Here is a 21806-nt window from a genome sequence, read left to right on the forward strand (position 1 = left end):
AGTTGGCCTGTTTGTCGAAGCGGAAATTCGCGGTCGTGACGTACAGGACGCGGTTGTGTTGCCCCGTGCGGCGCTGCGGGGAGAAAACACCGTCTTTGTCGTTAATGAAGGCGGCACGCTGGACATTCGCACTGTCACCGTTGTGACCTCGAGTATTGATCGATTGGTCGTCTCGTCCGGCGTCTCGGGCGGTGAAATGATTGTGATCTCGCCGATCCGCGGTGCCAGCACCGGCATGCGCCTGCGCTCGCTCGACGCGGATGGCAACGTTCTGCCCGACGATTCGGCGACCACCGAGAACGAAGCCGAGAGCGATGAAACTTCCGATACCGAGACCGACAGCAGCGACGGTGAAGCCGTCGCCAGCGCCGGTTAGTTCGACACTGCGATCAGGAGGCGGCCATGACCGACCCGAACAAGACTCATGACGAAGCGCCCCGCGGCATTGTTGGTTGGTTCGCCCGCAATTCAGTTGCCGCAAACCTGCTGATGATCGTTGCCTTACTGGGCGGTGTTTTCGGTTACCTCCAGCTCAACCGTGAGGTTTTCCCGACAATCGCCGTGAACGGGGCAACGGTGTCCGTTGCCTGGCCCGGGGCCTCGCCGCAGGAGGTGGAAGAACAGCTGATCGTCCGGATCGAGGAAGCCCTGGCCGATCTCGACGGTGTCGACACCATCACGTCGACGGCACGCGAGGGCAATGGCTTCATCAATGTCGAAGGCCTGCCATCCGTGGATGTCGGCGAGTTCATCGACAATATCAAACTCGAAGTCGACTCGGTGAACAACCTGCCGCAATCGGCCTATCGCCCGGTGGTCAACCCGTGGCGCAGCCAGGACCAGGTCATCGGCTTTGCAGTGCACGGCTTCATCGACCGGCGCGACCTGCAGCAAATCGCACGCGAAATCCGCGATGAAGTCGCCCAGCTCCCGGGCTCCAGCCTCGTCAATAACTGGGCGATTCTCGGTGAGGAAGTCGGGATCGAAGTCTCCGAAGATAACCTGCAACGCTATAATCTGAGCTTCGACGAGATCGTTGGTGCGATCCGCGCCAGCTCGCTGAACGCCTCGGCCGGCAGCGTCCGCACCGAATTGGGTGAACTCAGCCTCACGTCGCGGCAATTGGCCGATACTCGAGAAGAGTTCGAGAATATCATCATCCGCCAGACCTCCGACGGTGGCACTTTGCGTGTCAGCGATGTCGCGAATGTCTCGGACGGTTTTGTCGATGCGAATCTGGCCGCGACCTTCAATGGCGAGCCGATGTCGCTGATCGTCGTCCTGACGACCCCGGACATCGATGTCGTCGACGTCTCGGCCAGCGTGCGCGCCTATATCGAGGAGAAGCAGCTGGAATTGCCCGATGGCGTGACCTTGTCGCTGTGGTGGGATAATTCGGAAATGTACGAAGCCCGGATGGCCACCATCCTGAATTCGGCCCTGTTCGGTGGCCTCCTGGTGCTCATCGTCCTCTTCCTCTTCCTGCGGCCCATCGTGGCCTTCTGGGTGACGGTCGGCATTTTCGTTGCCTTTGGCGGCGCCTTCATGTTGCTGCCATTGCTCGGCGTCACCCTGAACATGTTGTCCCTCTTCGCCTTCCTGCTGGTGATCGGTATCGTTGTCGATGACGCTATTGTGGTGGGTGAGAATATTCACGACCGCGTCGAGCGCGGCGAGACCGGTCTGACGGCCTCGATCGTCGGCACCCAGATGGTGATCAAGCCGGTCATTTTCGCGGTCATCACCACGATCATGATGTTCCTGCCATTTATGCTGCTGACCGGGCCAATGGTTCAGTTTACCAAGCAGATTTCCCTGGTGGTGATCGCCGCGCTGGCGTTCTCGCTGATCGAGTCAATGCTGATCTTGCCGGCCCACCTCGCACACATGAAGCCGCAGAAAACGACGGGCTTCTTCGGGCCCCTGATCCGGCTTCAACGCGCCATTGCCGAGAGCATGGTCTGGTTTGCCCGCAGCATTTATCGGCCCGCCATCAAGTTCGCGATCCGCAATCGCTATGCCACGCTGATCGCCTTCATCGGTATCTTTGCAATCTCCATCGTCCTGATGATGACCAATCGGGTTGGGTCGGTCTTCATGCCACAGATCGAGAACGAGACGATCCAGGTGAATATCCAGCTTGCCGAGGGCGCGCCGTGGACCCGCACAGAGCGTGTCCGCGAACAGCTCGACTCGGCACAGGATCAGGCACTGCACTATTATCGCGAGCAATTCCCGGGTCAGGTCGACATGATCGAAAGCCGCTCAACGCTGGCGACTGACGGCCGCATTCGCGCCTGGATCACCCTGGCCGATCCGGAATTCCGCCCGGGCCTGCTTCCGACATCAGAGGTCGCCCTGAAGATCCGTGAATTCCTCGGTCCGATCCCCGATGCCGAAGAAGTCACCCTCGACTCGACGATGAATGATGGCGGCAGTTCGGTGACCTTCGCGATCTCACACCAGGACCTCGATGTCCTGCGTGCCGCGGCGGACGATCTGAAAACGCAGTTGCGCAGCTATGACACGCTGTATGACGTCGTCGACTCCCTCCAGACCTCGACGGAGGAACTTCAGTTCACCATGCGCCCGGATGCCCGGGCACTGGGGCTGACCTTGTCGGATGTTACACGTCAGGTGCGTCAGGCCTTCTACGGTGAGGAAGCCCAGCGCCTGCCCCGCGACGGCCAGGATGTACGAGTAATGGTTCGTCTGGAACAGGGGGCACGCCGCTCGCTCGACACGCTGCGCGATCTGCGTATCCGCACAAGCGAGGGCCGCGAAGTGCCGCTCTCCGCAGTGGCTGACGTAAGCTTCGCGCCCGGTCTGAACCGGATCAATCGCCGCAACGGGATGCGGACAGTCACGGTCAATGCCGAATTGTCCGACCCGTCAGCTCGGGGCGATATCACCCAGAGCCTCGCCGCCGAATTCTGGGAGGGCTGGGAGCATCGCTTCCCGGGCATCAGCCGCGACGAGATCGGCCAGTCTGAAGGTGAGCGCGAGTTTACACAGGAATTGCTGAGCCTGTTCGGCGCGGCGCTGGTCGCGATGTATATCCTGCTGGCCGTGGCCTTCCGCAGCTATGCCCAGCCGATCCTGATCATGGTCGCAATCCCGTTCGCGCTGACAGGGGCCATATTCGGTCACTTGATGTTCGACATGCCGATCGCCCTCTTCTCCTACTTCGGCGTTGGCGCCGCAGCGGGGGTGGTGATCAATGACAATCTCGTGCTGATGGATTTTGTGAACCGGTTGCGCGCCAATGGCGTCGGTGCCTTCCAGGCACTGGTCGACTCCGGTGTGCAGCGGTTCCGGCCGATCCTCCTGACCTCGGTGACAACATTCCTGGGTATCCTGCCCATGATCGCCGCCCGTTCGACCCAGGCACAATTCCTCAAGCCAATGGTCGTGGCGCTCGGCTTTGCGGTCATCTTTGCCCTGTTCCTGACCTTGCTGCTCATCCCGTCCATGTATGCGATCGGTGTCGATATCTCGCGGTTCTTCCGCGGACTCTGGTCGGGCAAGGCTCTGCCACCACTCGGCACGGACTATGTTGATACGGATTTCGCTCACGGCGAGATGGCGGGACATCTCGACCATTCACCAGCGGAATAGCCAAACACGGCCCCACGCGGTATTTTCGCGTGGGGCCGTCCCATCTGACAAAGTACACGGGGAATTTTGATGAAGAAGCTTTTGTTGAGTACAGCGATTTTTGCGCTGCTCGCCGCTTGTGACCAGACCGGCATTTCCGGCAATACCGTTGAACTCACGGCCAATACCGGCGTCGAGATGCCGGCAGAGATCGGTGACTGGGGCTTCGACCAGGCTGGTATGGATCTGGCCTATACGCCCGGTGATGATTTCTATCGCTATGCCAACGGACAATGGCTGGAAACAACAGAAATTCCGTCTGACCTGTCCAATTTCGGCATGTTCACCGTGCTGGCCCTGGAAGCGGAAGAACAAGTCCAGGACATCATCCTGGAGCTGGCCTCCGGGCATCCGGCTGCGGGCACGATCGAGCAGAAAGTCGGCGACCTCTATGGCAGCTGGATGGACACCCAGACCATCGAAACGCTCGGCCTGACGCCGGCTCAACCCTATCTCGACGCGATTGCTGCAGCCGATACGCCTGAGGCGATCTTGAGCCTGTTCGCGACGATCGGTCAGCAAGCACCGCTTGATATCGGCATTATTCCCGATCCCGCCGACACCACACGCTATACCGTCTTCGTCGGCCAGGGTGGGCTGGGTCTACCTGATCGCGATTACTACGTTGATCTCGAGAATGAAAATTATGCGCGCTATCGCGAGGCCTATACCGCTTTCATCGGCCAGATGTTTGAACTGGCCGGCATTGCGGGCGGCGCGGCCAAGGCTGATGCGATCATGCAGCTTGAGACGCAGCTCGCGGAGGCTCACTGGACCCAGGAGCGCTCGCGCAATATCTCGGAAATCTATAACCCGATGCCGCTCGATCAACTGGCAGCACTGGCCCCGCAACTGGACCTGGCGACCGGCCTGACCCAGCTCGGTCTCGACGGCGTAGCCACCTATCTGGTGGCCCAGCCGAGCGCGATCGAGGAGACCGCACGGATCTTCGAGGAAACCCCTGTCTCGGTCTGGCAAGATTATCTGACCTTCCATTTCCTTCAGAATAATGCCGGCAGCCTGCCCCTCGCCTTCGACCAGGCCAATTTCAACTTCTATGGCCGCACACTCAACGGCACCGAGGAGCAGCGGCCCCGTGACCGCCGCGGTGTCAACATCGTCGGCGGACAGCTCGGCGAAGCGGTCGGCCAGATCTATGTCGACCAGCACTTCCCGCCGTCCTCAAAGGCCGCCATGGAAGATCTGGTCGCCAATCTCGTAACGGCTTTTGAAGGCCGGCTGACCAATCTTGAGTGGATGGACGACGAGACGCGCGCCAATGCCCTGCGCAAATTGTCGACCTTCGAGCCGCGCATCGGATATCCTGATGAGTGGCAGGACTACTCGGCGCTGGATATCGAACCGGATGATCTGTTCGGCAATATGATGCGCATCAACGCCTTCAACTGGAACCAGCAGATCGAAGACCTCGCCGGTCCGGTCGACCGGTCCCAGTGGCCCTATCCGCCACAAACCATCAACGCCTCCTACAATCCGTTGATGAACCAGATCACCTTCCCGGCCGGCATTCTCCAGCCTCCTTTCTTCGATCCCAATGCCGACGCGGCGATGAATTACGGTGCGATCGGCGCCGTGATCGGCCACGAAATCGGCCATGGTTTCGATGATCAGGGCCGCCGCTTCGATCATGATGGTTCGATCCGTGACTGGTGGTCGGCCGAAACGGATGCCGGTTTCGAGGAACGCGCTGCCCGCCTTGGTGCGCAGTACGACAGCTACTCGCCGATCGAGGGCATGAATGTGAATGGCCGTTTCACCATGGGTGAAAACATCGGCGATCTCGGCGGCATGCAGATGGCCTACACCGCCTATCACCAGTATCTGGACTCCTGCTGTGGTGGCGAAGCACCGGTCATTGACGGCTTCACCGGCGACCAGCGTTTCTTCCTCGCCTGGGCCCAGGTCTGGCGCCGCCTCTATCGTGAAGACAATCTGGTTGCGCGACTGACCACCGACCCGCACAGCCCGTCGCAATACCGGACCAATGGCGTCGTGCGAAATCTCGACGCCTGGTATGCAGCCTTCGACATCCAGGAAGGTGATGCCCTCTACCTGCCGCCCGAAGAGCGGGTTTCAATCTGGTAGCAGGCGCTGTCAGCACCAAACAAAGCAGGCGGCCCGGAGCAATCCGGGCCGCCTTGTCTTTGCCTGCTGCCCGCGGAACCTAACAAAACCGTCAGTTGCTTCCGGCCAGCCCGGCTTTATGATCGAAAGTTAACGTAAAAACTCTTGGGAAAATCCAGTATGAAAAAGTTTCTGCTTAGTGGCGTCTGCGTCGCGATGCTTGCCGCCTGCAACCCGGCCGCCGAGGCTCCTGCAGTCGAAACCCCGGCAGTCGAGACCCCCACCGAAGCGCCGGCCATCACCGGCGATGCCGCCCTGGGTAGCTGGGGTATCGAGACCGACTATGTCAGCGACACCGTCAGCCCCGGCGATGACTTTTTCACTCACGTCAATCAAGGCTGGCTGGACACGGCGGAAATCCCGACCGGATTCAGCTCGGCCGGCGCATTTCTCGACCTGTATCTCACCTCGGAAGAGCGCGTAAACACCATCATCGCGGAGGCCGCCGCAAACACGGACGCCGCCGCCGGAACGCCGGAACAGCAGATCGGCGACCTCTATCGCAGCTATATGGATACCGACCGGATCGAAGCCCTCGGCCTTGCTCCCATCCAGGAAGAGCTCGACGCCGTGCTCGCCTCGACGACGCATGAGGAAATCGCCCGCTGGTTCGGCCTTCCGGTCCACCAGTCCATGATGGGACTCTATATCAGCCAGGATTCCGGCAATCCCGAGCGCTACCTCACTCATGTCTCGCAAAGCGGTCTGGGCCTGCCAAACCGGGATTATTATCTCGATGATGGCGAGCGCTATGTCGCCTATCGCGAAGCCTATGTGGCCTATATCGCCAATATCCTGACCCTGTCCGGAATCGACAATGCTGAAGAACGCGCCGCTGACATCATGGCGCTGGAACGCGCCCTGGCCCAGGTTCACTGGCCGGCCGAACTGGCACGCGAATCCGTGCCGAATTATCATCTGATGACCCTGGCCGAGCTTGAGAGCTATGCGCCGGGCTTTGAGTGGGGGGCCTTCCTGGAAGCCCTCGACATTGCCGACATCAACGAAGTCGTCGTCAATACCGACACCGCCGTACAAGGCACCGCACAGCTCTTCGCCGAAACGCCGGTCGACGTGCTGGCGTCCTATCTCGCCTTCCATTTCGTTGACAACCAGACCGGTCAGCTTCCGGCCCGCTTCGACGAAGCGAGCTTTGACTTCTACTCACGCACCCTGCGGGGCGTCGAGGAACAGCGCCCGCGTGATCTGCGTGCGATCCAGTTCGTCAATGGGCGTTTTGGTGAAAACATCGGCCAGGTCTATGTCGAGCGTTACTTCCCGCCGGAATACAAGGCGCAGATGGAAGAGCTGGTCGAGTATCTGCGCGCGGCCTTCGCAGCCCGCATCGCGACGCTGGAATGGATGGATGATGCCACCCGTGCCGAAGCCCAGGACAAGCTGGAAAGCTTCCTGCCCAAGATCGGTTATCCTGATGTCTGGCGTGACTATTCCACGATTGCCGTCAGCTCCGACGATTTGATCGGAAATGCACGCGCAATCAGCGCCTGGAGCTGGGCCGACCAACGCGCCCAGTTGAACGAGTCCAAGCGCGACTGGATGTGGTATATGAGCCCACAGACGGTCAATGCCTATTACAATCCGGACAGCAATGAGATCGTCTTCCCGGCCGCCATTCTGCAAGCCCCCTTCTTCGATCCCTTCGCCGACCCGGCGGTCAATTTCGCCGCGATTGGCGGCGTCATCGGCCACGAGATGGGCCATGGCTTCGACGATCAGGGTGCCGAACAGGACGGTCAGGGCGTGCTGCGCAACTGGTGGACCGACTTCTCCCGCGAGCACTTCCAGGAGCGCACCGGCAGCCTGGTCGCCCAGTACGACGCCTTCTCCCCGGTCGAGGGCGAAAACGTCAATGGCCAGCTGACCCTGGGTGAGAATATCGGTGACCTCGGGGGGCTTTCCATCGCCTACCAAGCCTATCACGCCTATCTCGCGGACCATGGCGGCGACGCTCCCGTGCTCGACGGCCTGACTGGCGATCAGCGCTTCTTCATGTCCTGGGCCCAGGTCTGGCGCTCGAAGATGACCGAAGACAGCATGGTCTCGCGCCTGCGTTCAGACCCGCACAGCCCGGCGCAATACCGGGTCAATGGCGTCGTCCGCAATATCGATGCCTGGTATGATGCCTTCGGCATTACCGAGGACAGTGATCTCTACCTGCCACCCGAGGAGCGGGTTTCGATCTGGTAATCGGACCAGATAACAAATCAGGCGGTCCGGTCATGCCGGGCCGCCTTTTTTTTTGCATCGACGCTCCTTTCAGACCCTGCGGTGACGAATTGCCACCGAAGACTTGCGTCCTGGCCAGCGCGCCCTAGTCTCGCTCCCAATCAGATTTGAACCAGACGGAGAAATGTCCCGTGAAGAAAATCCTCCTCGGCACCGTATGCCTTGCCTTCCTCGCCGCCTGTAGCCCGGCGGCTGAAACGCCATCAACGGACACCGGCACGACCAGTGAAGCGGCTGCCCAGGCCGCCGCCCCCTCGCTCGGCGCCTGGGGCATCGAAACCCAGCATATCAGCGAGACCGTCGCACCCGGTGACGACTTCTTCCGCTATGTGAACGAAGGCTGGCTCGACACCACCGAAATCCCCGCCGGTTTCTCGAATTTCGGCTCTTTCTCCGAACTCGCCCTGAGCGCGGAAGAACGCATCGATGCGATTATCGCCGACGTTTCGGCGACAGAGAACCCGGCCGGTTCGGTCGAGCAACAGGTCGGCGACCTCTACGCCAGCTATATGGATAGCGAGCGACTCAACGCACTGGGCCTGAGCCCGGCCCAGCCAGGCCTCGACCGGATCGCCGCGGCCCAGAGCTATGACGATGTGATTGATCTGTTTGGCGCCAGCGGTTTTGCCTCACTGTTTGGCGCCGGCGTTGGCCGCGATGCCGGCAATCCCGACACCTATATCGTCTATATCCGTCAATCGGGTCTGGGCATGCCGGACCGCGACTATTACCTGCGCGATGATGAGCGCTTTGACGCCTACCGCGCCGCCTATGTCGAGTATATGAGCGACGTATTCGGCATGCTCGGCGAAGACAATGGCACCGAGCGCGCCCAGGCCGTGCTCGACATGGAAACCGCCATCGCCCAGATGCACTGGACGCGCGCGGAAAGCCGTGACCGGGTCGCCAGCTACAATCCGATGACGATTGAAGAACTGCAGGCCTACGCTCCCGGCTTTGACTGGGCGCGTTTCATGACGGCCCTGGACTTTGGCGACCAGGACAATGTCGTGGTGTCACAGAACACTGCTGTCCAGTCGCTGGCCTCCTTCTTCCGGGAAATCCCGCTGGAGACCTGGAAGGATTATCTCACGCTCCATTACATGGATTCAAACCGCAATGAACTCGACGAGGCGTTCTATGATCGCAGCTTCGACTTCTGGAGCCGGACACTGTCGGGCACTGAAGAGCCCCGCGCCCGGGACCGCCGGGCGATCCAGTATGTCAACGGACCGCTGGGCCAGGCGATCGGGCGCATCTATGTCGAGCGTCACTTCCCGGCCGAGAGCAAGGCCGAGATGGAAGACCTGGTCGACTATCTGCGCCGGGCTCTGGGCGACCGGATCGAAACCCTGGAATGGATGGATGACGAGACCCGGGCCGAAGCGCTCGACAAGCTCGCCAAATTCACCCCCAAAATTGCCTATCCCGACCAGTGGCCTGACTACTCCTCGATCGAGATCCGCCCCGACGACCTGTTCGGCAATTCCGAACGCATTTCCGCCTGGTATCGCTCCGAGAGCCGCGCTCGCCTGCGTGGCCCGATCCGTGAGTGGGAATGGGGTATGTCACCACAGACGGTGAATGCGTATTATTCCTCGACCGCCAATGAAATCGTCTTCCCGGCGGCCATCCTTCAGGGCCCCTTCTTCGATGCCAATGCCGATCCGGCAGTGAATTTCGGCGGTATTGGTGCCGTGATCGGTCATGAAATGGGCCATGGCTTCGACGACCAGGGCAGCCAGTCCGATGGCGACGGCCTTCTGCGCAACTGGTGGACGGATTTCTCACGCGAGCAATTCGATGCGCGCACCGACCAGATCGTCGCCCAGTATGAGGAGTTCTCGCCGGTCGAGGGCATGTTCGTAAATGGACGCCTGACCCTGGGTGAGAATATCGGCGATATCGGCGGGCTCTCCATGGCCTATCGCGCCTATCATATGTATCTCGCCGATCATGGCGGCGAAGCGCCGGTGATTGACGGGTTTACCGGTGATCAGCGCTTCTTCATGGCCTGGGCCCAGGTCTGGCGCCGGCTCTATACCGAGGACAATCTCGTCGCCCGCATCACCACGGACCCACACAGCCCGTCGCAATACCGCACCAATGGCGTCGTACGAAACATGGACGTCTGGTACGAGGCCTTCGGTGTCACCGAGGACGATGCGCTCTATCTGCCGCCAGAGGAACGCGTCTCCGTCTGGTAGCGCAAACCAACCTGTGCGAAACGGCCCGGTGGCTTCCGCCGGGCCGTTTTGTATTCGGGGGTTGCGAAGCGGCGCCGGGCACGGTCATATCGGGACAGCTTCCGGGGGAATTCATGGAAACCGAACTTGCACCGCTGATCAGCAATGATGCTGTCGTATTGGGTCTTCTCGCCGTCATACTGGGGGCCGTATTCTGGACCTCAACCTCGGGCGGCCCGATTTTCAAGCGCTTCTACCAGATATTCCCTCCGCTCCTGCTCTGCTATTTCCTGCCGTCACTCCTGAACACTTTCAATATCGTCGATCCGGAAGAATCCCGGCTCTACTTCGTGGCGTCGCGCTATCTTCTGCCGGCAGCCCTGGTTCTGCTGGCCATGTCGGCGGACCTGCCGGCAACGCTGCGACTTGGGCCCAAAGCCCTCATCATGTTCCTGACCGGCACGATCGGTGTGATTATCGGTGGACCGATCGCCCTGCTGATCGCCAGCTCCTTCCTGCCAGACCTGATCGGCGTCGATGGGCCGGAGGCGGTATGGCGCGGCATGACCACTGTTGCCGGCAGCTGGATCGGCGGCGGCGCCAACCAGGCGGCCATGTATGAGATCTTCGATGTCGGCGACCAGATCTTCTCGGCCTGGATCGCTGTCGATGTCATTGTCGCCAATGTCTGGATGGCGCTCTTGCTGATCGCCGCGGGCAATGCTGTAGCGCTCGACAAACGGCTCGGCGCCGATGCTCATGCTGTCGATCATTTGCGTCTGAAGGCGGAGGCCTATGAAACGGAACACGCCCGCATCCCCGAACTGCGCGACATGATGTTTATCGCGGCCATCGGTTTCGGTGCAGTCGCGATTGCCCACCTCGCCTCCGACTTCCTCGCGCCATGGTTCTTCGAGCACTATCCGGAACTGGAACGCTACAGCCTGCATTCAGGCTTCTTCTGGCTGATCATCGTTGCGACCGCGATCGGTGTCGCGCTGTCCTTCTCGCCGGCCCGCAAGCTGAGCGGGGCCGGTTCCATGAAAACCGGCTCGGTCTTCATCTACATTCTTGTGGCCACGATCGGCATGAATATGGATATCACCGCGATTGCGCGAAATCCGGAATTCTTCCTGATCGGCGCGATCTGGATTGCGATCCATGCCAGCCTGCTGATTCTGGTGGCAATCATCATCAAGGCGCCGGTGTTCTTTCTCGCCGTCGGCAGCCAGGCCAATATCGGCGGCGCGGCTTCGGCCCCCGTCGTCGCGTCCGCCTTCCACCCCTCGCTGGCCCCGGTCGGGGTTTTGCTGGCGGTCGTCGGCTATATCACCGGAACCTGGGGCGCGTGGCTGACCGGTCAGATCCTGCGAAGCGTGGCGGGAGTCTAGCGAAGGCCAAATCGCCATTTAGGCGAGTACCTGCCACCACCCTCCCCCATTCGGTGAATCTTGAAATAGTTGGTTAAAATTCCTTAACGCAACCGCCGGATTGCGATAGCATTCCCCTAATTGGAGTCTTTTGCGGTCGTCGCTGGGCTCTATCCTGAAGGGGGGATGCACAATGCACAGCAAATTCTTCATCACCGGAAGCGCCCTGGCGATTCTGGTCTCGTCCGCAGCTTTCGCCGGCGATGCCGAATGGTTCCCGCCGGATCCACCGTCCAGCGCGGCCTCGGGCGAGTGCTATGCGCGTGTGCGCATCGAACCGCAATACGACGCCTTCGCGGAACAGGTAACGACGCAGGATTCCTACGAGCGTTATGATGTGGCTCCGCCGCGTCTGCGTGAAGAGATCCGCGAATACGTCTCACGTGAAGCCGGCGTGCGCTATGTCGTGCATGAGCCGGTCTATAACACTGTCACCGAGACGGTTCAGGTCCGTCCGGCCTATTCCGAATATGTGGTCCAGCCTGCCGTGCACGACACGGTCACTGAAACCATCATGGTTCGTGAACCGCGCCAGGTCTGGCGCCGCGGCTATGAGCCTGGCGCATCGATGACCCGCTATGATTCAGAAACCGGCGAAATCTGGTGCCTGGTCGAGGAAGCAGGCGAATACCGCACCGTGACGCGCAATGTCATCGTGTCGCCCGCCAGCATCGACGAGATCCACCATCCAGCCGAGTTCTCGACAATCACCCGCGATGTCCTGGTCCAGGCCGCGAGCGTCGAGGAAATTCCGATCGATCCGCGTTATGACAGCTATGCGATCCAGGTTGTGGATCAGCCTGCTTCGGTCGACAGCCATCTCATTCCGGCCGGCACCGAGACCGTGACCCGCTACACCTTGCGTTCGGAAGAGCGTTGGGAATGGCGCCTGATGGATTGCGACGATATCGACCTCCCCGGCCATAATCCGCCGATGAGCACGAACATCCCCGCAGTGGCGGCCAATCAGCCACCAGCACCGGGCAGCAGCACCTATCTCTACGGGACCGATATGCCAGCTGGCGATCAGACCTATTCCGAGGAAATGCCGGTGGCCCAGGCCTCCTATTCCAGCAGTTCCTACTCGGTTCGCCGCCGTAACTAGACGGCGACCGGCCTGCCAATTGGCAGGAGATGAATACGGACGGCGCGGGACATCCCGCGCCGTTTCCGTTTAGGGTAGTGCCCATGAGCGGAACCGATTTTCTTATCGGCTATGGCAGCCTGTTGAGCGCCTATAGCCGTCAGACCTACTCCAACCTGCACATGCCCGTTATCCCGGTCATGGTGTCCGGCTGGCAGCGTGGCTGGACAACGCGTTACGGCGATGAGGCGGCTACCTATCTGGGCGTTCGCCCGGCAGCGGGCGCGTCATTGAGTGCCGCCTTGGTTCCCACACACATCACCGACGAATTGCGGCATCGTGAACGCGGCTATGACTTCACACCAGTCGGCGGCGACGCGGTCCGGCTGCTGCATGCTGATGCCGCAACGAGTGAGCTCGAGACGGCGCGCTTCTGGATCGTCGTCAATCGCGAGCAATTGCGAGCCGATCAGGATCACCCGATCGCACAATCCTATATCGATACCTGCCTGATCGGTTGTCTGGAAACAGGCGGCGCTCCGATGGCACGCCATTTCATCGAATCCACCGAATTGTGGGATGGCCACCGCGTCGATGACCGCGACTGGCCGACACCGCTTTACCCCCGCGGCACTCCTGCCAACGCGGCCCAGCGCAGCGAAATCGACACTCTCCTGCGCGCGGCAGGCGTCTGACCAACATCAGTCCTCAGGCCGGTTGCAGGGCCTCACTCGAGCCGGCATTCACCAACCCCTGTGCCAACGACCTGGCCGCCTCCAGGGCAGCGGCGAAACAGGCCGTGCGGTCACATTGTTCGCCCCTGGGCGCCGCCGGGGCGTCCGCCAGCAGCACGTCCGGGAAACAGACGGGCTCGGACGATGCGGCGCCGCGCCATTTCCAGGCCCCGCGCGTTTTGTCAAAGGCATAGAGCTCGGCGAAGCGCCAGCCCTGTATGGCCAGGAATTCCACCGCGTCGATCAGATTTGCAACCTCTTCCGGCTCCATCACCCAATGCAGGCTGACCCGGCACCAGCCCGGGCGAAGTCCGGCCTCGCCGTCCAGGACCGCAGCCCGGATGGATTCCGACTGGGCCGCGTCAATACCGAGTAGGTCATGGCCATAAGGCCCGGCACAGGAACAACCGGCGCGGGACTGGATGCCGAACAGATCATTCAACAGCGTCGTCACCAGGCGTGGGTGGAGGATCTCGCCTTCAGGGTCGAGAATATTGAACGAAACAATGCCGATCCGGCGGTCCGGGTCGGCCTCACCGAGAATGTCGATCCTGGGGTTTTGTCCCCAGCGCGACATGGCGCGCTCAAGCGCCACATGTTCGAGCCGGGCGATCTGCTCATAGCCTATCTCCGCCTGCGCCTGCAGCGCCAAGGCCGCACGCACGATTTGCGGCACGCCCGGCGTACCGGCACGCTCGCGCGGTTCGATCTCCTCGATGAAGTCATGCCCGGTCTTGGTGACATAGCGCACCGTACCGCCGGCACTCTGGGTGGGCGGCAGATCGCGGCGATAGAGCGCCTGATTGAACAGCAAAACGCCACAAGCCCCCGGTCCGCCGAGAAATTTGTGCGGTGAGAAATACACCGCATCGATCCAGGCATCGGGATGTTCGGCCGGGTGCATGTCGATTGGCAGATAGGGCGCGCTCGCAGCGCAGTCGAGGCACAGAATGGCGTCATGGGCGTGCAGCAAGCTGGCCAGGCCGATGACGTCACTTTTGATGCCGGTGACATTGGACGCCGCCGAGAAGGCGCCGATCCGGCGGCGTCCGATCCAGCGCGGATCTCGCAATTTCGTCGCCAGATCCGCCAAGTCGATGCCGCCATCTGTCGCCAGCTGGACCGGCACCACCTCGCCCAGGCTCTCGCGCCAGCTGAGTTCGTTGGAATGATGCTCATAAGGCCCGACAAAAATGACCGGGCAATCAGCAGCGAGAGACTCCTCGAGCTTTCGCCTTCCATCAGTTCCGAGCCCGCCGGTCGCCGCCTTGAGGATCCGGTCACGACTGGCCGGCGCGATGGCGAGACCGAGGATCTCCTGCAATTTGTGGATGGTCCCGGTCGCCCCCGAGCCACACGTGAGCAGACAATCCTCAGGCCCGGCATTTACCGCCTGCCGGATGAGGCTCTCGGCCTGATGCATCCAGGCCGAAGACGCGCGTCCGGTCGCGCTGTCGACGGTGTGCGGATTGGCATACAGCCCGGACAGGCGCTCGATTTGGGCCTCGACCTGGCGCAGGGCGCGGCCACTGGCGGTGTAATCGGCATAGACCATCAAACGCTCGCCGAATGGCGTGTTCAGCGTGGCGTCGCAGCCGATCATGCCAGCACGCAGGCGCGAAAGCGGGGATGTTGGATCACTTGTAGTGCGCATAAATCGGGGCCCCGTTGATTGAGCCCGTATGAGACCATTTCTGACGGGGTTAAAAATACTCATCTTTACCCAAAATCATGCATTATGGAGCAAACGTCACCACAATATGAGGACTTCACAGTGCTGGACGACTATGACCGCCGGATTTTGAAGCTGGTACAGAGCGATTCCGATCGCACCGTGCAGGAAATTGCCGACCTGATCGGGCTTAGTGCGACGCCGACGGCGCGGCGAATGAAGCGCCTCGCCGAGCAGGGCATCATCCGCAAGAATGTGAGCCTGCTCGACGCGGAAGCGCTCGGCCTGCATGCGACACTCTTCGTTTCGATCCGCACCAGCCGCCATGATGCCGAATGGCTGGGCAAGTTTGCCGAGGGCGTCAGGCGCATGCCGGAAGTGGTCGAATTCTACCGGCTCAGCGGCGATGTCGATTATCTGGTCAAGCTCTGCCTGCCCGATGTCCGCGCCTATGACGAAGTCTACAAGAAGCTGATCGCTATCGCACCGCTCTCCGATGTCAGCGCCAGCTTCGCCATGGACGCGATCAAAAACACCACCGAATTACCGGTCTGAGGGCGGCCGGCACGCCTGTGCCTGCCCGGACATCGGATCGCATGCATGAAATATGAGTCGGGGTTTAATCGGATGGAAGTGGCCTCAAGCTACACCCTCCACATGGTGAACTCCGCATCCAGCCCGTACCGGGCCGGCAACCGGGCCTGGCAGATACAGGGCGACTCGTGAACATGCGCAATCGGACCGGGATATTCAGCAGTTCGCTGCGCGCCAAAATCACCCTTCTCGCCTGCATTGCCTCCTTTATGACCGCTCTGGTGATGAGTGCGCTGGTCTATGTGAGAACGACTGAAGTCTCGCTCAATACGGCGATCGAGAGTCTGGGCGGCGAAAGCCGGCTGGCGGCGCTGCAGTTTCGCGAAACCTTCCGCACCATGCAGAATGACGCCACCATCATTTCGCAATTGCCGCCGATCACCGGGATTATCCGAAGTTCCACGAATGGCGGTATCGACCCGGCGGATGGCTCAACCACCGCCGAGTGGAATCACCGGCTCGCCACGATTTTCACCTCGGTGATGCGGACCCACCCGACCTATAACCAGATCCGATATATCGGCCTGGCCGACAATGGCCGCGAGCTCGTCCGGGTCAACCGCATCGGGGATGCATTCGAAACCGTCGCCGAGACGTCATTGCAGGCGAAGTCCGGTGAGGATTATTTTGAGTACGGTGCCGCCCTTCCGCCCGGTGGCGTTTATTTCTCCCCGATCAGCTATAATCGCGAAAACAACCAAGTCGATTCAGCCCGCATCCCGACCGTCCGCGGCATCGTGCCGGTCTACAGCCCCCAGGGCGAGATTTTCGGGATGATCGTGATCAATGCCAATTACGAATCCCTGCTGGCCGGGACGTTCAGAACCATCCTGCTGAATACCGACACCTTCATCATCAACCAGGCCGGCGACTACATGGAATACACGGCCGAAGGCTCGATTTCACGCCTGGAAATGGCCGGACACTATACCCGGCCCGCGCCCGCCTTCATGTCACGACTGAGTTTCTCCGGTGGCGAAGCCTCCTTCGTCGAACCAGACAGCGTCAATTATTTCGTCGACCTTCCCATCACCGACGGGACCGGCAATTCATCGCTGGGCATCGTGCTCAGCGTTCCGCGACAGGAATTGATGAGCCCGGTGTTCCAGACCCAGCGCCAGAGTATTGCGCTCGGCATTTTCCTGATCCTGCTCAGCAGCATCGCGACAGGCCTGGCCGCCAATCATCTGACCAAGCCGCTGCGGCGCATGTCCAAAGAAATCGCCGGCGCCCGTCACAGCCAGCACGGACTCAATCTTCCGGTCACCGCGAATGACGAGATTGGCGAACTCGCCCGCGCCTTCCAGACCATGACAACCGGCCTGCAACAGGGGGAGATCAAAACGCGATCGATCATCGACAGCGTCGTCGACGGTCTGATCGTGATCGACGAATTCGGCAATATCGACAGCTATAACCCGGCCTGCGAGCGGATATTTGGCTATGAGCCAAGCGAAGTGATGGGCCGTAACCTCAAAATGCTGATGCCGCCACGTTTCCGCGACGAACATGATGGCTATCTTCAGGCCTACCAACGCACCAGGACCCGCAAGATCATCGGGATCGGGCGCGAAGTGGTCGGTCAGCGCAAGGACGGTACCACCTTCCCGATGGATCTCTCGGTCAGCGAAATCCTGCAGAATGACCGGCCGCTCTATTGCGGCATTGTCCGCGACATCTCCGAGCGCAAGCAGATGGACATCATGAAGGATGAATTCATCTCGACCGTGAACCACGAATTGCGCACGCCGCTGACCTCGATCCATGGCGCGCTGGGCCTGTTGAAGATCAAGACCACCGGCAGGCTGGACGAAAAGAGCAATCTCCTGCTCGACCTGGCGCATGATAATTGCGAGCGCCTCACCGTGCTGGTCAATGACATTCTCGATCTCGAGAAGATCGCGGCCGGCAAGATCGAATACCAGCTTGAGACGGTCGATATCTGTCAATTAGTGCGCACGATTGTGGCGCAAAATGCCTCCCTGGCGGAGACCCGGGGCGTTACCCTCGAGGCTGATTGCCAGGTCGACCAGGCCCAGGTCCGGCTCGACCCGTGCCGGTTCAACCAGGCACTCGTCAATCTGCTCTCGAACGCGATCCGCCATTCACCGGCCGACGAATCCGTCGCCGTCTCGGTCGCGATGAGCGACCCCCGGCGTGTCCGCATTTCCGTGGCCGACAAGGGCGAGGGTATTCCGGAGGCGTTCCGCAGCAAGGTGTTTGACCGCTTCGCCCAGGCCGACAGTTCGCTGACCCGCCAGGAAGGCAGCAGCGGGCTCGGCCTCAATATCACGCAGACGCTGATCCAGGCCTTTGGTGGAGAGGTCAGTTTTGACACCGAGACCGGTCGCGGTACTGTGTTCCACTTCGACCTTCCCATCTGCAAATCCCAACAGGAAGCGGCCTGACGCATGAGCGATGACCTGAAGAAAATCCTTTATGTCGAGGATGTCAGTTCAATCGCCACGGTCGCGGTGATGGTCCTGGAAGATCTCGGCGGGTTCGAGGTTCGCCATTTCCTGTCGGGCCAGGAAGCGCTCGATGCGCTGCCGGAATTTGCACCGCACCTGGTCTTGCTCGACGTGATGATGCCCGGCATGGATGGCCCGGAAGTGCTGCGCCGTATCCGGCAATTGCCCGGGGGGCGCGACCTTCCGGCGATCTTCATGACCGCCAAGGCGCAAGTCCATGAACAGGACGAATATATCGCCATGGGAGCGCTCGGCGTGATCGTGAAACCTTTCGAGCCCATATCGCTGTCTGAAACGATCCGCGATATGTGGACGCGACATATTTCCGCCGCCGCCTGACGCGTCAGGCCTTCAAGAGCAGATCATGTGATCGGAAAAATGGTGCACCGGGAGAGATTCGAACTCCCGACCCCTAGATTCGTAGTCTAGTGCTCTATCCAACTGAGCTACCGGTGCAGGCCATGCCTTCAGGGGCCATGGCCCTGAAGAGGCGCGGAACCTAACCGCGAGCCTTGGCGAAAGCAAGTACTGCGAACGGGCAAAAGCAGGCGTAACGCACAGGCACTTGAGACGGGACCTGCAAGGCGGATTATGCAGCTGCGTGGACACCCCGTGCGACGGCGCGGGCGAGGCAATCAGCGGCCAGCGAGCCGAGTCGGGCGAGGTTGAATTCCACCGGCTCCGGCAGTGGCCGGGCAGCGGTCGACACGGCAAAGACGACATCACCATCAAAGGGCGTATGTACCGGACGGATCGCCCGCGCCAGACCGTCCTGGGCCATGATGGCAAGACGCTGGGCCTGGGCCGGGGTCAGGGCGGCATCGGTGGCGATACAGGCGATGGTGGTGTTTTCGCGGGCGCCGGGATTGATCTTGGCCGCGCCCCAGTCCTCCGGCTCTGCCGACCAGTCCGCTGCCGGGCGGGCGCCGCCAAACTCGCCATCTATCTCCCAGGGCCAGGCCCAGTAGACATCGCTGCCGGGCAGGGTGACCGAGCCGAAACTATTGATGCAGACCAGCGCCGCGACCGTGATCCCGTCGGCCGTGACCAGGCTGGCCGATCCGGTGCCACCCATGCGCGATCCGGCGCGGGCGCCATAACCGGCGCCGGCGCGTCCCAGCCTGACCTCGTGAGATGCGGCGGCCAGGGCCGCCTTGCCCAGCTGGTGATAGGGCGGCGCCTCGCCCCAGGCCTTGTCGCCGCCATTGGCGAGATCATACAGGATGGCCGAGGGGATGACCGGCGAGACCGGCACGCCCGGTATCTCCATCAGGGCAAAGCCGCGGCCCTGGGCACCCAGCACGGCCGCCACGCCATCGGCCGCCGCCAGCCCGTAGGAGGATCCGCCCGAAAGCACGACGGCGTCGACGGCATCGACCAGGGTATGGGCCGCGAGCGCATCGGTCTCGCGCGTTCCCGGCCCGCCGCCACGGACATCGACAGCGCAGACGGCGCGTTGATCCGGCAGGATGACCGTGACGCCGGTCTGTACCGAAGCGTCCTCGGCCTGGCCGACCCTGAGGCCGGTGACATCGGTCAGTGTGTTGGTTTTGCCCGGAACTGCCATTTAGGGCCTCTCATCTGGTGCCGCTTCGCGCTATCGTGCCCACCCTGCGACGAGGGGCAAGTGTCATGATCCGTTTTCTACTGTCTGCCAGTGCATTGGCATCGATACTCACGGTCACCGCCTGCGGCCAGCCGGCCGTGGTGGAGGCACCCGTCGCGGACACGCCTGATCAAAGCCAGACCCGCCCGGCGATGGTCGCCGCGGCCAACCCGCTGGCGGTGGAAGCCGGGCTGGCTGCCCTGCGCGCCGGCGGTGATGCTGTCGATGCGGCGATCGCGGTGCAGAGTGTGCTCGGCCTGGTCGAGCCACAAAGCTCCGGCCTCGGCGGCGGCGCCTTCATGCTGTATTTCGACGCCCAGACCGGCGAGCTGACAGCCTATGACGGCCGGGAGACCGCGCCAGCCAGCGCCTCGCCCGAGCTTTTTCTCGACGAGAACGGCGAGCCGCTGAGTTTCTATGACGCGGTTTTCTCCGGCCATTCGGTTGGTGCGCCCGGCGCGGTGGCCATGCTGGCCCTGGCGCATGGCGATCATGGCGAACTGGACTGGGCCGACGGATTTGATGCCGCCATTGAACTGGCCGAGGAGGGCTTCGCCGTCTCGCCGCGCCTGCAGAGCTTTATCGCCGGCATGGCACCGCGCTCGCCGATCGATGAATGGCCGGCCTCGCGGGCCTATTTCTACCTTGAGGATGGCAGCCCCCTGCCCGTCGGCTACCAGCTGAGCAATCCCGCCTATGCCGACAGCGCCCGCGCCATCGCGGCCGACTGGCATAATCTCTATTCCGGCCCACTCGCCGAAGCGATAGTCGACGCGGTCCAGGCTGAGCCACGGCCCGGCGGGCTGACGACCAGCGATCTGGCCGGCTATCAGGCCCTGCGCCGTGAGGCGATTTGCCGGCCCTACCGCCAATGGACGGTGTGCGGCATGCCGCCACCGGCCTCGGGCGGGGTGACGGTCAATGAAATCCTCGGCCTGATCGAGCCCTATGACATGGCGGCCACCGGCCCGGAAACCGTCGAGGGCTGGCGCCGCTTCATCGAGGCCAGCCGGCTGGCCTATGCGGATCGCGACGCCTATATCGCCGATCCCGATTTCGTCACTGTCCCGGCCGAAGGCCTGCTGGCCGATGTTTACATCACGGCACGCTCCAATCTGGTCACCGGCACGATGGCGACACCCCATGTCACTGCCGGCACCCCCGCGGGCATTGGTGCGCCCGGCCTCGACGCAACGCCCGACTCGCCCGGCACCAGCCATTTCGTCATCGTCGATAATGATGGCGATGTCGTCTCCATGACGACGACGGTGGAGAGCGTGTTCGGCAGTCACCGCATGGCGGGTGGTTTTTTCCTCAATAACCAGCTGACCGATTTCTCGCGCATCCCGGTCGATGCCGACGGCCAGGCCATCCCCAATGCACCTCAGGCCGGCAAACGTCCGCGCTCCTCGATGTCACCCACCATCGTGTTTGATGCCGAGGGCAATTTCGTGCTGGCAACCGGCTCGCCCGGCGGCTCCTCCATCATCGCCTATACCGCCAAGACCCTGGTCGGCATGCTCGATTGGGGGCTGACGCCGCAACAGGCGATCGATCTGCCCAATGTCGTCGCCCATGGTGATATCGTGCGTGTCGAGGATGGGATGCCGACTGACGTGCTCGCCGGACTGCAGGGCCTGGGCTTCACGCTTGACGCCAATCGCGGCGAGATTTCCGGCATTCATATCGTGCGGCGGCTGGAGGACGGGAGCTTGATCGGCGGCGCCGATCCGCGCCGTGAGGGTGTCGCGCTGCAGCCCTGAGCACGCCGCAAAATCTCCACGCCGCGAGCGGCTGGAGGTTTGAGTGGGGCCTCCCTGGGATGGGAGGTGTGCGGGACGCCGGCGAATGCCGGGTAGCGCAATAATGAGTTGAGACATTCGAGACGTCCCGCACGTGGAGATTTACTCAGGTCCCTCGCGGGCCCTGCCTCGAAATGACCGTGGACGAACAGTCGAGCATTCATGCTGCCCTTCCCCG

13 protein-coding genes, 1 tRNA gene and 1 pseudogene are annotated in these 21806 nt (G+C 61.6%); 12 read left to right on the plus strand and 3 right to left on the minus strand.

Annotated elements, in window-relative coordinates:
• From BLT42_RS15180 to BLT42_RS14655, 8 genes and pseudogenes are all read left to right on the plus strand, one after another.
• Nucleotides 1-376 (plus strand): annotated as a pseudogene (locus BLT42_RS15180) (efflux RND transporter periplasmic adaptor subunit); the annotation flags it as partial.
• 26 nt (nucleotides 377-402) lie between these two features.
• A complete protein-coding gene (locus BLT42_RS14625) occupies nucleotides 403-3618 on the plus strand; it encodes an efflux RND transporter permease subunit (RefSeq protein ID WP_091771911.1) in 3216 nt (1071 codons plus the stop codon).
• 69 nt (nucleotides 3619-3687) lie between these two features.
• Nucleotides 3688-5763, plus strand: coding sequence for a M13 family metallopeptidase (locus BLT42_RS14630; RefSeq protein WP_091771912.1), 2076 nt, complete (start codon nucleotides 3688-3690; stop codon nucleotides 5761-5763).
• Between the two features lie 159 nt (nucleotides 5764-5922).
• Nucleotides 5923-8010 carry a M13 family metallopeptidase gene (locus BLT42_RS14635; RefSeq protein WP_091771913.1) on the plus strand — a complete coding sequence of 696 codons (2088 nt, stop codon included), beginning with the start codon at nucleotides 5923-5925 and terminating at the stop codon, nucleotides 8008-8010.
• A 170-nt stretch (nucleotides 8011-8180) separates the two neighbouring features.
• Nucleotides 8181-10256 carry a M13 family metallopeptidase gene (locus tag BLT42_RS14640; protein ID WP_091771914.1) on the plus strand — a complete coding sequence of 692 codons (2076 nt, stop codon included), beginning with the start codon at nucleotides 8181-8183 and terminating at the stop codon, nucleotides 10254-10256.
• A 113-nt stretch (nucleotides 10257-10369) separates the two neighbouring features.
• The gene (locus BLT42_RS14645; protein WP_091771915.1) at nucleotides 10370-11626 is read left to right on the plus strand and encodes a DUF819 family protein; all 1257 of its coding nucleotides are present in this window, start codon (nucleotides 10370-10372) and stop codon (nucleotides 11624-11626) included.
• A 172-nt stretch (nucleotides 11627-11798) separates the two neighbouring features.
• Entirely contained in the window at nucleotides 11799-12770 is a 972-nt protein-coding gene (locus BLT42_RS14650) for a hypothetical protein (protein WP_091771916.1), read from the plus strand.
• A gap of 83 nt (nucleotides 12771-12853) precedes the next feature.
• Nucleotides 12854-13444 carry a hypothetical protein gene (locus BLT42_RS14655; protein WP_091771917.1) on the plus strand — a complete coding sequence of 197 codons (591 nt, stop codon included), beginning with the start codon at nucleotides 12854-12856 and terminating at the stop codon, nucleotides 13442-13444.
• 13 nt (nucleotides 13445-13457) lie between these two features.
• Here the strand turns inward: BLT42_RS14655 and BLT42_RS14660 are convergent, their stop codons facing one another.
• The gene (locus tag BLT42_RS14660; RefSeq protein WP_233342534.1) at nucleotides 13458-15086 is read right to left on the minus strand and encodes an aminotransferase class V-fold PLP-dependent enzyme; all 1629 of its coding nucleotides are present in this window, start codon (nucleotides 15084-15086) and stop codon (nucleotides 13458-13460) included.
• A 135-nt stretch (nucleotides 15087-15221) separates the two neighbouring features.
• Here BLT42_RS14660 and BLT42_RS14665 point away from each other — a divergent pair, with 135 nt between their 5' ends.
• The 3 genes from BLT42_RS14665 (at nucleotide 15222) to BLT42_RS14675 (ending at nucleotide 18559) form a co-directional block, all read left to right on the plus strand.
• A complete protein-coding gene (locus tag BLT42_RS14665) occupies nucleotides 15222-15710 on the plus strand; it encodes an Lrp/AsnC family transcriptional regulator (protein WP_091771919.1) in 489 nt (162 codons plus the stop codon).
• A 173-nt stretch (nucleotides 15711-15883) separates the two neighbouring features.
• Nucleotides 15884-18157: a PAS domain S-box protein gene (locus BLT42_RS14670; protein WP_091771920.1), complete on the plus strand. Its 2274-nt coding sequence runs from the start codon at nucleotides 15884-15886 to the stop codon at nucleotides 18155-18157.
• Nucleotides 18158-18160: 3 nt separating this feature from the next.
• Nucleotides 18161-18559, plus strand: a complete 399-nt coding sequence (locus BLT42_RS14675; RefSeq protein ID WP_091771921.1) for a response regulator — start codon at nucleotides 18161-18163, stop codon at nucleotides 18557-18559.
• Between the two features lie 40 nt (nucleotides 18560-18599).
• On the opposite strand, the gene BLT42_RS14680 is transcribed toward BLT42_RS14675, so the two are convergent.
• Both BLT42_RS14680 and BLT42_RS14685 read right to left on the minus strand, forming a co-directional pair.
• Nucleotides 18600-18676, minus strand: a tRNA-Arg gene (locus BLT42_RS14680).
• A 133-nt stretch (nucleotides 18677-18809) separates the two neighbouring features.
• Entirely contained in the window at nucleotides 18810-19787 is a 978-nt protein-coding gene (locus BLT42_RS14685; RefSeq protein ID WP_091771922.1) for a P1 family peptidase, read from the minus strand.
• Between the two features lie 65 nt (nucleotides 19788-19852).
• Here BLT42_RS14685 and BLT42_RS14690 point away from each other — a divergent pair, with 65 nt between their 5' ends.
• The gene (locus BLT42_RS14690) at nucleotides 19853-21589 is read left to right on the plus strand and encodes a gamma-glutamyltransferase family protein (protein WP_091771923.1); all 1737 of its coding nucleotides are present in this window, start codon (nucleotides 19853-19855) and stop codon (nucleotides 21587-21589) included.
• Nucleotides 21590-21806: the final 217 nt, after the last annotated feature.

This window comes from Maricaulis salignorans, from assembly GCF_900103475.1.
GTDB classification, from domain to species: domain Bacteria; phylum Pseudomonadota; class Alphaproteobacteria; order Caulobacterales; family Maricaulaceae; genus Maricaulis; species Maricaulis salignorans.